The 14396-nt window shown below is 59.6% G+C and carries 12 protein-coding genes and 1 riboswitch; of the genes, 6 read left to right on the top strand and 6 right to left on the bottom strand.

The features are described from left to right. Both R6X40_RS08850 and R6X40_RS08855 read right to left on the bottom strand, forming a co-directional pair. Entirely contained in the window at window positions 1-1431 is a 1431-nt protein-coding gene (locus R6X40_RS08850) for an FAD-binding oxidoreductase (RefSeq protein ID WP_318412742.1), read from the bottom strand. A 4-nt stretch (window positions 1432-1435) separates the two neighbouring features. After that, window positions 1436-2410 (bottom strand): L-threonylcarbamoyladenylate synthase, encoded by a 975-nt coding sequence (locus R6X40_RS08855; RefSeq protein WP_318412744.1) that lies wholly within the window; start codon window positions 2408-2410, stop codon window positions 1436-1438. 236 nt (window positions 2411-2646) lie between these two features. Between R6X40_RS08855 and R6X40_RS08860 the strand changes: the two genes are divergently transcribed. Next, on the top strand, window positions 2647-3708 hold the full coding sequence (locus R6X40_RS08860; RefSeq protein ID WP_318412745.1) for a diguanylate cyclase domain-containing protein: 1062 nt from the start codon (window positions 2647-2649) through the stop codon (window positions 3706-3708). Here R6X40_RS08860 and R6X40_RS08865 read toward each other — a convergent pair whose 3' ends face one another. Continuing rightward, entirely contained in the window at window positions 3709-4314 is a 606-nt protein-coding gene (locus R6X40_RS08865; RefSeq protein ID WP_318412747.1) for a DUF6656 family protein, read from the bottom strand. 368 nt (window positions 4315-4682) lie between these two features. Next, window positions 4683-4881: riboswitch (cobalamin riboswitch) on the top strand. 122 nt (window positions 4882-5003) lie between these two features. On the opposite strand from R6X40_RS08865, the gene R6X40_RS08870 reads away from it, so the two are divergent. The 3 genes from R6X40_RS08870 to R6X40_RS08880 all read left to right on the top strand — a co-directional run bounded on the left by R6X40_RS08870 (window position 5004) and on the right by R6X40_RS08880 (window position 7731). Further along, window positions 5004-6254 (top strand): aromatic ring-hydroxylating dioxygenase subunit alpha, encoded by a 1251-nt coding sequence (locus tag R6X40_RS08870; protein ID WP_318412749.1) that lies wholly within the window; start codon window positions 5004-5006, stop codon window positions 6252-6254. Between the two features lies 1 nt (window position 6255). Further along, window positions 6256-7353, top strand: a complete 1098-nt coding sequence (locus R6X40_RS08875) for a hybrid-cluster NAD(P)-dependent oxidoreductase (protein ID WP_318412751.1) — start codon at window positions 6256-6258, stop codon at window positions 7351-7353. Between the two features lie 162 nt (window positions 7354-7515). After that, window positions 7516-7731 (top strand): hypothetical protein, encoded by a 216-nt coding sequence (locus R6X40_RS08880; RefSeq protein WP_318412753.1) that lies wholly within the window; start codon window positions 7516-7518, stop codon window positions 7729-7731. 36 nt (window positions 7732-7767) lie between these two features. On the opposite strand, the gene R6X40_RS08885 is transcribed toward R6X40_RS08880, so the two are convergent. Together R6X40_RS08885 and R6X40_RS08890 are read right to left on the bottom strand one after the other, a co-directional pair. Further along, complete coding sequence (locus tag R6X40_RS08885; protein ID WP_318412755.1) at window positions 7768-9420, bottom strand: phosphoethanolamine--lipid A transferase; 1653 nt, start codon at window positions 9418-9420, stop codon at window positions 7768-7770. Between the two features lie 253 nt (window positions 9421-9673). Then, a complete protein-coding gene (locus R6X40_RS08890; protein ID WP_412178353.1) occupies window positions 9674-10666 on the bottom strand; it encodes a glycoside hydrolase family 25 protein in 993 nt (330 codons plus the stop codon). Window positions 10667-10825: 159 nt separating this feature from the next. On the opposite strand from R6X40_RS08890, the gene R6X40_RS08895 reads away from it, so the two are divergent. Next, complete coding sequence (locus tag R6X40_RS08895; RefSeq protein ID WP_318412756.1) at window positions 10826-11314, top strand: BA14K family protein; 489 nt, start codon at window positions 10826-10828, stop codon at window positions 11312-11314. Window positions 11315-11401: 87 nt separating this feature from the next. Here the strand turns inward: R6X40_RS08895 and R6X40_RS08900 are convergent, their stop codons facing one another. Beyond that, window positions 11402-12394 (bottom strand): transporter, encoded by a 993-nt coding sequence (locus tag R6X40_RS08900; protein WP_318412758.1) that lies wholly within the window; start codon window positions 12392-12394, stop codon window positions 11402-11404. A 205-nt stretch (window positions 12395-12599) separates the two neighbouring features. Between R6X40_RS08900 and R6X40_RS08905 the strand changes: the two genes are divergently transcribed. After that, complete coding sequence (locus R6X40_RS08905) at window positions 12600-14381, top strand: acyl-CoA dehydrogenase (RefSeq protein ID WP_318412760.1); 1782 nt, start codon at window positions 12600-12602, stop codon at window positions 14379-14381. Window positions 14382-14396: the final 15 nt, after the last annotated feature.

Consider the following 14396-nt stretch of genomic DNA (forward strand, 5'->3'; position numbering starts at 1 on the left):
TCAGGCCTTCAGCACTTTGTCAGGGTTCATGATCCCGGCGGGGTCGAAGGCATGCTTGATACGCTGCATCAGATCGATCTCGATCGGCGAGCGCACCTCTGCCAGTTCGTCGCGCTTCAACTGACCGATGCCGTGCTCGGCCGAGATTGAGCCATTGTATTTCAGGACGATGCCATGGACGATGGCGTTCATCTCGCGCCAGCGGCCGATGAACTGATCCTTGTCGGCCCCAATCGGCTGCGAAATATTATAATGAATGTTGCCGTCGCCCATGTGCCCGAACGAGCAGATGCGGGCCCCCGGAATGGCCTTCATCACCGCAATATCTGCCTCCGCCATGAACGCCGGAATGCTGGAAACTGGCACCGAGACATCATGCTTGATCGACCCACCCTCCGGCTTCTGCACCGGCGACATGCTTTCGCGCATGTGCCAGAGGCTCTTGCGCTGTGCTTCGCTTGTGGCAACAACGGCGTTCTCGACGAGGCCACTGGAAATTTCAGTTTCGAGCAGCGCCTGCATCATCCGCTCGGCGCTTTCGGCGGAATCCGAGGTCGAGATGTCGATCAGCGCGTACCAGGCATGAACCGTCTCCATCGGATCGCGCACGCCCGGAATGTGCTTGGCGGTGAACTCGACACCCAGTCGCGGCATCAGCTCGAATCCGGTCAGAGCCGGGCCGCAGAGGCTTGAGGCCTTGTCGAACAGGGCCAGCGCGTCTTCAACGCTTTTCAGGCCGGCAAAGGCAACCTGATGGCCGCGCGGCTGCGGAAACAGCTTGAGCACCGCACCGGTGATGATGCCGAGGGTGCCTTCGGCGCCGATGAACAGGTCGCGCAGGTCGTAACCGGTATTGTCCTTCTTCAGCCGCCGCAATCCGTCCCAGATTTCGCCGGTCGGGAGCACAACTTCGAGGCCAAGGCAGAGTTGCCGCATATTGCCATAGGCAAGCACGGCGGTGCCGCCGGCATTGGTGGACAGATTACCGCCGATCCGGCAGGAGCCTTCCGAACCGAGCGACAGCGGAAACAGCCGGCCATGCGCTTCCGCCGCTTTCTGAATATCCGCAAGAATGCAGCCGGCATCGGCGACGATGACATTGCCGACCGGGTCGACATCGCGAATACGATTAAGCCGCTCCAATGACAGGACGATATCATCAGCCCCGGTGCGCGGGATTTGCCCTGCCACATGGCCGGTATTGCCACCCTGCGGCACGATCGCGACGCCGGTGTCGCTGGCAAGCTTGAGGATCTGAGACACTTCCGCGACGCTGCCGGGTTTGAGCACCAGCGGTGCGTTGCCTTGGTAGAGGCCGCGGGATTCGATGAGATAAGGCGCAATGTCGGCCTGATCTGTCAGCGCATTCGTTTCGCCGACGATGGCAGCGAAGCGGGCGATCAGATCGGCGGAGGGCAGGGCGTTGGTCATAGGGTCATTCCCGTGGCGCAGCAGCGCGTTCGATCCGGTCGAGGATCGCCTCGCCAAGTCCCTCGTTCGGGATCATGCCGAAGGCGATGGTCCGGGCTCCGGAGGCATCGGCCTGTTTCATAAAGGCAAACAGATTGGCGGCAGCCTCGCGCAGATTGGCAGATGGGCTGAGGTCGAGGATTTCAGCGGCGTTCTCTTCGCCAGGCAACGGCGTGCCGCCGAAACGGATCAGCGCCTCACCGGGTTTCACATCTGTTGCGTTCAACCGCACGGCAGCTCCCGGCGCATAATGCGACGCCAGCATACCCGGCGCTTCGATTGCAGCGCCTGCCGTGTCCGGCCGCAAAACCGTCTTCCCGGTCAGTGCCTCGATATCGGCGACATCCAGGCCGCCCGGACGTAGAAGCCGAATTTCATCGCCCTCGACTTTGATGATGGTCGATTCCAGCCCGATTTCTGCTGAACCGGCATCGAGGATCAGTCTCAGCTTGCCGCCAAGATCGGCCTCGACATGGGCGGCGCTGGTCGGGCTGATCTTGCCCGATGTATTGGCGCTGGGCGCTGCCAGTGGCCTGCCGAAACGCTTGATGACTTGCTGTGAAAATCCCTCCGGCATGCGGATGCCCAGCGTGTCGAGACCGGCTGATGCGAGCGGATGCACGCTGCTGTCCGGCTTGATCGGCAGGATCAGCGTCAACGGACCCGGCCAAAAGGCTTCGGCCAACCGTCGCGACAGCGGATCGAAGGTGACATGTGCCTCGGCCATGGCAAAATCGGCGACATGGCAGATCAACGGATTGAAGCGCGGGCGGCCCTTCATTTCATAGATGCGGCTGATGGCGTCGGGGTTGGTGGCGTCGGCCGCAAGTCCGTAGACCGTTTCCGTCGGGATCGCGACTGGTAGGCCTTCGCCGAGCGTCTCGCAGGCGATCGCCAGGGCTCGGTCCGGCTCGGTCCGTGTGTCTATGATCAGGGCCATCAAGCTTCCAAACGTCAATGCGCCCTCTTGAAAAGACCGGCAGGCGCTCCGGCGTTTCCTTTACAGGGCTAAGCCGGACGTTGCCAAGGGCATTCGCAGCCGCGTTGAAGGCCGGCGTCAATTGTACCGCTTCGCGACAGCCGAAATTAAGCTTTCTTAAAATGCGACAGTTCCGATTAGCCGCGGGGAAAGCCGCACATGCTAGCCGTCCTCTTCTGCACTCAGCCGGAGCCCTTATGGCCAACAAGAAATCCATGCCGAACGATCTTGCCCTGCGCATCGCCACTGCCATGCATCAGATGGGCATCGATGCCATCCCCAGGAATTACGAGCTCGTCTATGAGGCCTATGCTGGTGCCAATCCGGATCTGGTTCGCGATTTCATCGCCCTTGGCAAATACAAGTCGCAATCGGCGCTTGACGAGCTTGGCCGCAAATACCTACCGCATCACCATGAAGCCAGCGTGCTGGCGCGATCGACGACGATCGTGCGCGACGAGATGAGCAATTTCATGAACCTGTTGGCGCGTGAGAAAGACTCGCTCGACGACTATGGACGGCTGATCAGCGAGGCGACCAAAGCTTTGGTGGTTTCCGACGACGCGAGCCAGGCCGCACTGCAGAATTCCATCCAGGCGCTGAAGCGGGCCACCGAGCGGCAGGTGTCGCATAATGCCGAGCTGGAGCAGAGCGTTACTGCCCAGTCCACCGTCATCGCTGGCGTGCAGAAAGACCTTGCCGACTTCGAAGCACGCAAGTTTTCGGATGCGGTCACCGGGCTTGCCAATCGCCGCGCCTTCAACAAGGCCTTGGCCAAGGTCTATGCCGATCCCGATCTGCCGCGTGCCTGCGGCATCGCCATTGCCGAACCCGATACCAGCCGGCGCCTGTCGGGAGAACAGGCCGCCGCCTTGGCCGAGCCGTTGGCACGGCACATCGGCGGCATTATCCAGCAGTCCTTTCCGTCAAGCGAGCTGGTCGCCCGTTTCGACGGCACCCGTTTTGGCTTCTTGATCAACGCGGGCGAGGAGCGGGAAGTGGTGCGGCTCTTGGCACTTTTGCGCTCGGCTTTGCGCGGCACGCATTTCAAGCACCCAAAGACCGGGCGCGATCTTGGCTGCGTGACGCTTTCGGTGGGCATATGCATGTCGGATGACGCCAGCAACGCCTTCGATCTCGTCGGCACGGCGGAAAAGGCACTCGCCAGGGCGCAGGGCAAGGGCGGAGACCAGACGGTCGTCCACGGCGCCGAAAGCGAGCAGCCGCCCGGGCGCGACTGGCTGATCTACAAGCAGTGATCAGAGGCTGCCGATGATCTTGCGAAGCTCTGAGTTGCGGGCGCCGAGCAGAAGCACGTTTTTCAGCGCTTCCTTGGGATCGCGGGTGCGAAACAACAGGCCGTTGTCGTGCACCGCACGATTGACGGTCAGTTTTCCGGCCTCGGCGTCCATCTCCGTGGCGACAGCGAAATACATCCGCGCGTAACCGATCTTGATCTTCTCGAAAAAATGCTGGTCGTCGCCGATATCAGAGAAGAAATTGGCAATGTAGAACGACCAGCGGACATCCTCGAATTTGGCGAATTTCGTCCGCGCTGCCGTCACATGGCAATAGCCGAGATGCGGGCTATCGGCGAGCGTGCGGTGAAAAAGCAGTTTGGGAAAACGGATCGAACGGTGGAAACTGTTGATCCGGTCATGCGTCACGCTCCCGGCGACTTCGAGCTTCTTGCCGGTGCGGGTGGCAACTTCCTGATGGGTCAGATAGCGTTTTTCAACGGCGCTCCATTCCTGCTGGTGCCGGTTGATCCGTCCTGTCCGCAGGAATTCGGTATAGATCGCCGCCTTCGGCAAGGGAGCCGGTTTCTTGACCACGGCAGAATCGAAATATCTCAAGTTTGACATCGGCCTGTACCAGAATGCGACGGAATGCGGACAAGGCATTGCCGGGGCGTAAACGCTTGATCGGAAGAGGCTACATTGTCAGGGTTAACGCAGTCTTTCGTCACGCTACCCGCGTGCCATGGTACGGGGCTTGCGCGCGACGTCGGCAGGGGCGCCGCTGGCGGCGTTGAATGTCGCAATGAGGGGCCGTTTGTGCCAATTGAAACGGCGTTTGGCCGAAAAGGCGCCATTTGCCGAATATTCGGCGGATGACATTGTTTCTGCTTATAAAATAGCCAGACCCCAGCGTTGTTTCACGCAATATTTTCCGTGTCGTCTTTCTGGAATCGGATGTCGTTAATTGGCGGCTATATTACCGGAAGTGAGGATTAGATGAAGACACTCAAGGTGCCGCCTTTATAGGGAGGGTGGAGAATTGGGAAGCCGGTCGAAATCCGGCGCTGCCCCCGCAACGGTGGTGGAGCGAAACCTCGGCAAAAGGCCACTGGAGAAATCCGGGAAGGCGCCGGGATCGTCCGCAAGGACAGCTCCAGAGCCCGGAAACCAGCCTTGTAGCGAAATTGATATCTGGGTTGCGGCGGGCAGCCGGAAGGAGAACCACGATAATCACGCGCTCTCCCGGCGCGGCGGTGGTTCCTTTCCTGCCTGCAGCACCCTTCAAAAAGGTTGGCGAGCACAAGGAAATGACCATGGATCTCCGCAGTGAAGTCCTTCGCAAATTGAAAAACCGGCGCGATACGCACAGCCTGGAGCAGGCTTTCTATACCGATCCCGATCTCTACAAGCTCGATATGACTGAGATCTGGTACAAGGACTGGCTGTTCATCGGCCATGACTGCGAAATCCCGAAGTCCGGCAATTATTTCACCGTACAGGTTGGCGAATATCCGGTCGTGGTCGTCCGCGATCGCACCGGCACTGTCCGCGCCTTGCACAATTCCTGCCGCCATCGTGGCTCGCGTGTCTGTGCTGGCGCCAAGGGTTCGTCCGCCAAGCTTGTCTGTCCCTATCACCAGTGGACCTATGAGCTCGACGGCAAGCTGCTGTTTGCCCGCCAGATGGGCGAGGATTTCGACAAGAACCAGCATGGCCTGAAACCGATCCATTGCGAAACCATCGGCGGTTACATCTTTATCTGCCTCGCCGAAGAGGCGATGGATTTCCAGCCGGTGCGCGACATGGTCTCGTCCTATGTCACGCCGCACAATCTCAAGGACACCAAGGTCGCGTTTGAAAGCACGATCATCGAGAAAGGCAACTGGAAGCTCGTCTGGGAAAACAACCGCGAGTGCTATCACTGCGCCGCAAATCACCCGGAACTCTGCCGCACCTACCCGGAAGCGCCGACGGCAACCGGCGTGCAGGGCGCCAAGGACGATCCGGTCATCGCCGCTCACTGGGAACATTGCGAATCGTCCGGCCTGCCGAGCGAGTTCAAGATGGATCCATCCGGCCAGTTCCGTGTTGCCCGCATGCCGTTGATCGAGGGTGCCGAAAGCTACACGATGTCGGGAAAGCGCGCCGTCAAGCGCCAACTCTCCAACGATGTCAGCCAGAGCCATATCGGCACGCTGTTGCTGTTCCATTATCCGAGTACCTGGAACCACGTGCTGGCCGATCACGCCATCACCTTCCGCGTCCTGCCGCTCGGCCCGGAACTCACCCAGGTCACCACCAAATGGCTGGTGCACAAGGACGCGGTCGAAGGCGTCGATTATAACCTCGAGGAACTGACCCACGTCTGGACCGAGACCAACGATCAGGACCGCCAGATCGTCGAGGAAAATGCCTTTGGCATCCGCTCGCCTGCCTACCAGCCCGGCCCCTATTCGCCGGAACACGAGGGTGGCGTGATGCAGTTCGTCGAATGGTACACAAACTTCCTGGCGGATCGCCTGAAGGGCAGCTCGATCTCCACTCCTCTGGTTCGGGTCGCCTGACATGACGATTGCCTCATCCTTCCGGCACTTCGACGAGTTGCAGCCGTTCAATGACCGGCAGCAATTGCTGGAGTGCATTTCCGTCACCGCCGAAGGGCCGGATGTGATGACATTCGGCTTCAAGGCCGACAAGGACAGCTGGTTCCGATATCTGCCGGGCCAGTTCGTCACACTCGAGCTACCGGTGACGCCAGACGATCCGGTGATGCGCACCTACACATTGTCCTCGACGCCGTCGCGGCCGTTTTCCGTGGCCGTCACCGTTAAGGCCCAGGCGTCGAGCATCGGCACGCGCTGGATGTTTGATAACCTGAAACCGGGCATGAAACTCAAAGCCTTCGGTCCGCTCGGCGACTTCTCGTTCGTGCGCCATCCCGGTGCAAAATACCTCTTCATCTCCGCCGGGTCCGGCATCACGCCGATGATGTCGATGACCCGCTGGATGGCCGATTGCGCCCCGCAGACTGACGTCTCCTTCCTCTCCTGCGCCCGCCAGCCGGACGATCTGCTGTTCCGCGACGAACTGGAAAACATCTCGCGCAACATGCCGAACCTCAATCTCGGCTTCATCGTCGAGACCCATGCACCGCGCCATAGCTGGCACGGGCTGCGTGGCCGCATCGAGACGTCCAAGCTGGCGCTGCTGGCGCCGGATTTCCGCGAACGCACCGTGTTCTGCTGCGGCCCGGAACCGTTCATGCGCGGCGTCAAATCCATGCTCGAGAGTGTCGGTTTCGACATGAACCGCTATCATGAAGAGAGTTTTCAGCCGGCCAACGCGCCGGATCCGGCAGAGCTTGCCATTCGCGCCGGAGCGGGGGAGGTGGACGCAGCAGCAGTCTCCACCATCACCTTCACCATGGCCGGCAAGGACGCCAAGTGTCAGCCCGGCCAGACCATCCTGCAGACGGCACGCTCGGCCGGCGTCCGCATCGGCGCTGCCTGCGAGGGCGGGTTATGCGGCACCTGCCGGGTGATGAAGATTTCAGGAGAGGTCGAGATGAACCACAATGGTGGCATCCTCGACGACGAAATCGATGAGGGCTATATCCTCGCCTGCTGTTCGCGCCCGATCGGGGATGTGCAAATCGAGGCGTGACGTGCTGGAACTGCCGAGCGGCTGATAAGCCGCCCGGCATGGCCGCCCACCGCCCAGCAGCCGGGCCAAGACTGATCACCATCAAGGGGTGTTTGAAGCTGGAAAGCCTCGCGTAAGTTGCATTGGTTAATTTCAGAGGGCAATCGATACGGGACGTGACATATGCGAACCAAAGATCTGACCTATGAACTTCTCCAGGCCTCGAAGATGAGCGCCGAACGTAGCGACAAAAGGATGCTTGTGTTCCTCATCGAGATGGCACTTCTGGAAGCTGAATTGTCCATGCCCTCGACCCTGGATATCAAGCGCCCTCATCCGGCGCATATTCCTCAGATACCCCGGCCGGCAAGCAGCGCCGCCGATCTGCAGAGCAGATGAGCCATAGCGTCCTATCCGCGTGACCGAACCTCTGCTCTACGATTCCGGCGCGATCGGGGCTGCTATCGCTGTCGAGCGGCAGGCTGCAAACACATCAAGGGTCGGGTTGTAGACCTTCGTGATGACATTCATCATCCCAAGCACGGTGTGGAACAGGTTGTCGTGCGAGGTCGGGGCGTCGGCGTAGGTCTGAAGACAGCTCCGGTCCAGGCCCGTCAATTGGGCATACTGATCGGAGAACCAGGCGATAAAGGGGACGTGGGTCTGCTCCGTGGGAGCGAACATATAGGGCGCGCCATGCAGGAACAATCCGTTCTCGCCGAGCGACTCGCCATGATCAGACATGTAGATCATCGCGCCATCGACACTGTCCTGATGCTTTTTCAGAAGCTTGATCACCTCCGCCAGATTGTGATCGGTATAGAGGATCGAGTTGTCATAGGCGTTGACGATCTCTTCGCGTGAGCAATCGGAAAGCTGCGGGGTACGGCAATCGGGCTGGAAGCGGCGGAATTCTTCCGGGTACCGCAGAAAATAAGCCGGACCGTGACTGCCTAGTTGGTGCAGCACGATGACGGTGTTCTTGGTGATGCCGGTAAGCTTCTCATCGAGTTTGCTGAGGAAGATATCATCGAGGCATTCGCCGTCCTTGCAGAGCGGGCTGTTTTTCTGCTTGGTCAGGCTGGCAAAGTTGACGAGGTCGGCAATGCCCTTGCTGCCGGTATTGTTGTCCCACCAATAGCCGTCAATGCCAGCGCGGCGCAAAACGTCCATCAATGTGTCGGTGGACCGCGCCTTGCGGTCGGAATAATCCTGCCTGCCATAGACCGAAAACATGCAGGGCAACGAAACGGCCGTTGCTGTTCCGCAGCTGGTTGTCTTGGTGAAGTTCGTCACGCCAAGCGTTTTCAGTTCGGGATTGGTCTCCCTGTTGTAGCCATTCAGGGAAAAGTTCATGGCACGGGCGGTTTCGCCGGCGACGATAACAGTGACGACGGGTTTTTTTGCCTGCGCATAGAGCGGGCCGAGTTTGGCGTCCGTGCCGAGTGGAGCACGGACGATGCCGATCTCGCGATAGGTGCTGACGCCCAAGCCGATGGCCGAGGTGATGGCCGCAAACGGCGTGAGCTTGGCCATCATGTCGCGGTGTTCCCGGATGTTGGACGATATCCCTGAATAGTTCGAGACAATCAGCCCGATGCACAACGACAGGCAAAGCGAAATGACCGCAAGGTTCACAAAGAATTTGCTGATGAAGGGACGATGCCTGATCCGAACCATGCAGACCAGCATCGATGGCACGACACCGTAAATAAGGATGTGAAGGACAAACGCAGCGGTGATCAGGGGACCGGCTTCCTGTGGCGTTGTCACCACGGCGTTGCGGATCATTTCCTTGTCGATCACCACACCGAAGAAGTCCGTGTAATAGGAAGACATCGCCCCGGCGATCAGGAGGAGCACCAGAAACGGCTTGATCAGGTATTTGACCGAGAACATCACCATGCCCGCAAAGACAAGCAGGGTCATCGCGGCGGCAAACGTGTAGAAGCCCAGGTGGAAGCCACCGAACACATAGAAGGCCTCGTTCCAGAACGTCAGATTCTGGAGGCACAGGATGAAGAGGGCCACCAGCAGGCTGAGCGGTATGCTGCCTATGGTGGGCCGCTTGATAGAGCGAAAATTCAAAACAGGCTCCGGTAATCAACGCAGGGATGTGACCTCCCCGTCTCATGCGCTCGCCTGCTGACAGGAGGCTGAACGTTTGCAGCTTTGGTATTTTGGCCGGAAACGCCTGCAGACGCGAAGACGAAAGCCGAAACCGGACAGCTCTGAGGCGGGACGTGAGCACGAGAGGCGCTGTTCAGCGCCACCCAGATCATGCCGTTGCTGTGCCGGTGCCGGAACGGCAGTCGCGGCTGTAATACCGTTATGGCGATGTTTATCGAAGACCCAGCGGAATTGACATTTTGGTGATCGATCCGGTGACCGTCATATCAACGCCTATGCCGGAACCAGAGAAAGATTCCGCTTTGCCAGAGGCGATCATGAGCGGTCTGTCGAGCGGTTTTTCCGGCAGGAGTTCGCCTCTCGCCCAGACCGCCTTCAGCGCCGTCGTGTTGATTGCCGCGATATTGACATCGATATCCGGGAGCGTTCCGGCGACGCGGTAGGGGCAGCGCTGCTTGCCGCAGTTGGGAGCCGCGGAGAACTGCCAGAGCGCGTAGGCATCCCAGTTGCCCATCGGAAAGACGTTGCGGATGCCCGGCTTGTAGCGGGCATACCAGAGCGGCAGGCGCGACAGGATCGGGTAACGGTCGCGGTTGGCCGCGATATATTCGGCGGTCGTGTGATTGGTATAGAGCATCGGGTAACGGCCGGTGCGGGTCTTGATATGGCCTACGAAAATGGCCGCATCCTCCAGCGACATATATTTTTCAGGATCGATCCCCTCGATGTCGATCACCATCAACTCGTCGTCGCGTGGGGTGGCATAGTCGAGAAAATGATTGGCCTGGTCCACCGGGTTTCCGGGGCGGGCGAGATGATAGGCACCCCAGAGAAGTCCGCTCGCCCGGGCGATCAGGCGGCGTGTCTGGTAGAGTTCGCGGCTGACGGCGTATTTGCGCCACATCGTCTTGCAGTGGGCGACCGTATCGCCGGCGTGATCACCGATGCAGTCAAAGCTCTCCGGAAGGCCGTCGGATGCCTTGGAGATGAAACCGGCAATGCGCTTGTCCTTCAGCATTGCATCCCAGTCGATGATGTTGAGTTCATAGGCATCGATGACCAGCGCGTGGTCGGTTGATTTCCACGGCGTCAGATCGCGGGCCGATGTTTCTGGAAGCAGGCCGCCGCCGGAAAACAGCGCGACGCCGAGGCACGCGGCGAAGCGGAAAAACTTGCCCAATCCTCTGCTTTGGCGCTTTCCCATCGCATGAGGGTGCTGAAAGATGGTTAACCGAGCCTTAACACGTCTGGCGCGAACTCTGCGGACGTGTTTAGTTGTATTGGCGATGGAACAAAAATTGCGGCAAATCGTTCTATCGCCAAGACAATATTGTCCGAAAGCACATGAAAGGGAGAACCCCGAATGGGTGTATTCAAGATGAGGATGGCATCGCTTGCATTGTCAGCGATGATGCTGGCGACGTCATTCGCACCATCGCACGCCTTCACCCAAGTCCCGGTGCCGGTCCAGGCTGACCGTACCGATGTGGAAAACGTTCAGTATAACGGCAATCGCAACCGGCATTACAACAACAGGCCGCGCTACAACAATCGTCATGGCAATTACGGCGGCAGGAATGGTTATTATCGCCGGGGTAACAACTATTACTACAACGGACACCGCGGCTATAACTATTATCGCCCCGGCTACCGGGAGTATAATGGCTTCTGGTTCCCGCTCGGTGCCTTTGCTGCCGGTGCCGTCATCGGTGGTGCGATCGCCCAGCCTCCCGTCCGCTACGGCGGCAGCCATGTCGAATGGTGCGCCAATCGCTATCGCAGCTACCGTGCTTACGACAATACCTATCAGCCAAACAACGGCCCGCGCAGGCAGTGCAATTCGCCCTACTGATGCGCAGGCAGTGCAATTCGCCCTACTGATGTGACCAGCTGATCAGCACAGACTTTAGGCCGGGGACTTTGTCTCCGGCTTTTTTCGTCAGAGAATCCCGATCCGCTTCAGGATCGTCCAGGCCACGCCCATCGACATCATGATCAGGAAACCTGCCAGCAGGGTGCCGTGAATACCTTCGGCAAAAGGCAGGCCACTGGTGTTCATGCCGAAGAACCCGGTGACCAGTGTCGGTGGCAAGAGAAATGCGGTCATCAGCGAGAGAATGTAGAGATGGCGATTGGTCTCCGATGAGAGCTTGCTGTCGATCTCCTCATGCAACAGGCGGGCGCGTTCCTGCAGCGCAAAGACGTCGCGATCGACGGCTTCCAGCCTGTCCGACAAGCGTTCGGCGGCGTCGATAAAACCTTCCGGCACTTCGTCTTCTTCCGACGTGCCTGCGCGCCTTAGCAGGGCCAGCAATGTGCGCAGGTGCCGGTGCAGGCGAACGGCGGTCCGCCGGAGCGGTGCCAAGCGTGGCTGGTGGTTGTGTCCTGCCTCGCCATAGACATCGTCCTCGATGATGTTGAGGTCTTCGGTCAGTTCCAGCACCAGGCTGATCAACGTGCGCTGGAATTCGACGACCATCATTTCAAACAGATCGATCGGCCGGGCGCAGCGGGCGTTCTTTTCGACGGCGGCTTTCACCCGGTCGATGCTGCGCAGCGGGTGCAGCCGTGTGGTGATGATGATCTTTTCGGTGACGGCAAAATGCAGCCAGCCGATGGTTTTCGTCTCGGCATCGAAGGTGCGCTCGAAATCGACCAAGGTGCCATAGACGATATCGTCGGAAATGGTCACCGCCGCCTGCGTGTCATGACTGGTGAGCGTTGACAGCGCGCTCTGCGGTAATGTCGTGATTCGTTCGATCAGGGCAGGGGTGCGCGCATCGCTCAGTGCCAAGTGCAACCAGACCCAGCCTTCACCCTCCATCAGTGCATCGATGGATGAATCGGCCGCAATCCGCACGCAGCGGCTTTCGCCGGGCAGGAAGCGATAGGCCCAGACGAGCCCCGGTATTTCAGACGAGATCAGATTCATGCGGCATTGTCCCGGGAGGCGGCCAGACTTCGCTGTATGCGGGTTTCGTGACAGTTTTGTTACAGGCCCGGTCGCGAGCAGGGATAACGATGCCAGATCGAATATTGACGTTTACGTAAAAATCAATAATTTCGGCGTCTACAAACAAGCCATTGCTGGACGGACGCACGGCAATGTTGTCAGGTGACTGCAGGAGGAGACGACGATGTACAAGGCACCGGTTGAGGAAATTCTGTTCACGCTGAAGCACGTGGCCGGGCTCAGTGAGGATCTGGCTGCCGGTATTTTCGGCGACCTCGATGAGGATCTGGTCGATGCGATCGTCGGTGAAGCCGGCCGCTTTGCCACTGAAGAGGTGGCACCGCTGGCCGATATCGGCGACCGGCAGGGCTCCAGGCTTGTTGATGGCAAGGTGCAGATTCCGGATGGATGGGCCGACCTTTATCGCAACTGGGCTGCCGGTGGCTGGAACAGCCTGACGGCGCCAGAGGAATTCGGTGGCCAGGCGCTGCCGCACATGCTGCATATCGCTGCCATGGAATTCTGGAATGCCGGCTCGATGGCCTTTGCACTGGCGCCGATGCTGACCATGGGCGCTGTCGATGCGTTGGAAAAACATGGATCCGCAGCGCTGAAATCGACCTTCCTTGCCAAGATGATTTCCGGTGAATGGACCGGGACGATGAACCTGACGGAACCGCATGCCGGCTCCGATCTGGGCGTCCTGAAGACCCGAGCCGAGCGCCGCGACGACAACACCTATCGGATTTTCGGCCAGAAAATCTTCATCACCTGGGGCGACCACGAGGTCACCGGCAATATCGTTCATCTGGTGCTGGCGCGGATCGCCGGTGCGCCGGAGGGAACGCGCGGCATCTCGCTGTTCCTGGTGCCGAAATTCCTTGTCAACGAAGACGGTTCGCTTGGCGCCCGCAACGATCTGTTCTGCCATTCGCTCGAACACAAGCTGGGCATCCATGCCTCGCCGACCTGCACCATGGTCTATGGTGATGGCCGGTTCGGCGGTGAGAAGGGTGCTGTTGGTTACCTCATCGGCGAAGAGAACAAGGGCCTCAATTGCATGTTCACGATGATGAACAATGCCCGGCTCGCCGTCGGCATCCAGGGCGTGGCGATGGCCGATGCTGCAACCCAGCATGCGCTCAGCTATGCCCGCGAACGGACGCAGGGCAAGGCGCCGGGCTGGAGGGGCACGGGCATGAGCCCGATCATCGAACACCCGGATATTGCCCGGACACTTTTGACGATGAAAGCGCTGACACAGGGTGCCCGTGCTATTGCGCTGACCTGCGCCCGTGCCGTCGACCGGGCCCACGTGTCTGAAGGCGACGAGGCCCGCCACTGGCAGGAGCGTTCCAGTCTCCTGACCCCGATTGCCAAATCGTTCGGCACCGACGTTGGTGTCGATGCCGCCTCGATGGGTATCCAGGTGCATGGCGGCATGGGCTTCATCGAGGAAACCGGTGCCGCGCGCTATCTGCGCGATGCCCGGATCGCGCCGATCTATGAAGGCACCAATGGCATCCAGGCGATCGATCTTGTCACCCGCAAGCTGCCTCTCTCGGACGGCGGCCATGTGCGCGGCTTCATCGCCGAATTGAAGACGGTGGCGGAAGAGGTGGGCTCATCCAATCTCGCCGATTTCGGCGAAACCGGCAGCCGTCTCGACGATGCGATCGCCGATCTGGAACAGACGACCGAGTGGCTGCTTGCGCGCCTCGCCGAAGGCAAGTCTGCGGAGGCGCTTTCCGGTGCCACCGCTTATCAGCGTCTGTTTGGCCTGACCCTGACCGGCGTCTATCTCGCCAAGGGCGGGCTGGCGGAGGTTGGTGATGGTGGCCGTGATATCCGCATCGCGCTGTGCCGTTTTGCCGCCGAAAACCTTTTGTCCGAAACGGCAGCGCTGAAAAACAGCATCATCACCGGTGCTGCAAGCCTTGCCAGCGCCCGTATCGCACTTGCTTGATTGACGATTTGCCTG

It is taken from the genome of Rhizobium sp. PL01, from assembly GCF_033447125.1.
In the GTDB taxonomy this organism is placed as follows: Bacteria; Pseudomonadota; Alphaproteobacteria; order Rhizobiales; family Rhizobiaceae; genus Pararhizobium.

Coding starts and splice junctions, on each gene's coding strand:
- R6X40_RS08900 (WP_318412758.1), bottom strand. CDS start 12,394: ATGAATCTGATCTCGTCTGAAATACCGGGGCTCGTCTGGGCCTATCGC.
- R6X40_RS08865 (WP_318412747.1), bottom strand. CDS start 4,314: ATGTCAAACTTGAGATATTTCGATTCTGCCGTGGTCAAGAAACCGGCT.
- R6X40_RS08905 (WP_318412760.1), top strand. CDS start 12,600: ATGTACAAGGCACCGGTTGAGGAAATTCTGTTCACGCTGAAGCACGTG.
- R6X40_RS08875 (WP_318412751.1), top strand. CDS start 6,256: ATGACGATTGCCTCATCCTTCCGGCACTTCGACGAGTTGCAGCCGTTC.
- R6X40_RS08890 (WP_412178353.1), bottom strand. CDS start 10,666: ATGGGAAAGCGCCAAAGCAGAGGATTGGGCAAGTTTTTCCGCTTCGCC.
- R6X40_RS08880 (WP_318412753.1), top strand. CDS start 7,516: ATGCGAACCAAAGATCTGACCTATGAACTTCTCCAGGCCTCGAAGATG.
- R6X40_RS08870 (WP_318412749.1), top strand. CDS start 5,004: ATGGATCTCCGCAGTGAAGTCCTTCGCAAATTGAAAAACCGGCGCGAT.
- R6X40_RS08855 (WP_318412744.1), bottom strand. CDS start 2,410: ATGGCCCTGATCATAGACACACGGACCGAGCCGGACCGAGCCCTGGCG.
- R6X40_RS08850 (WP_318412742.1), bottom strand. CDS start 1,431: ATGACCAACGCCCTGCCCTCCGCCGATCTGATCGCCCGCTTCGCTGCC.
- R6X40_RS08895 (WP_318412756.1), top strand. CDS start 10,826: ATGGGTGTATTCAAGATGAGGATGGCATCGCTTGCATTGTCAGCGATG.
- R6X40_RS08860 (WP_318412745.1), top strand. CDS start 2,647: ATGGCCAACAAGAAATCCATGCCGAACGATCTTGCCCTGCGCATCGCC.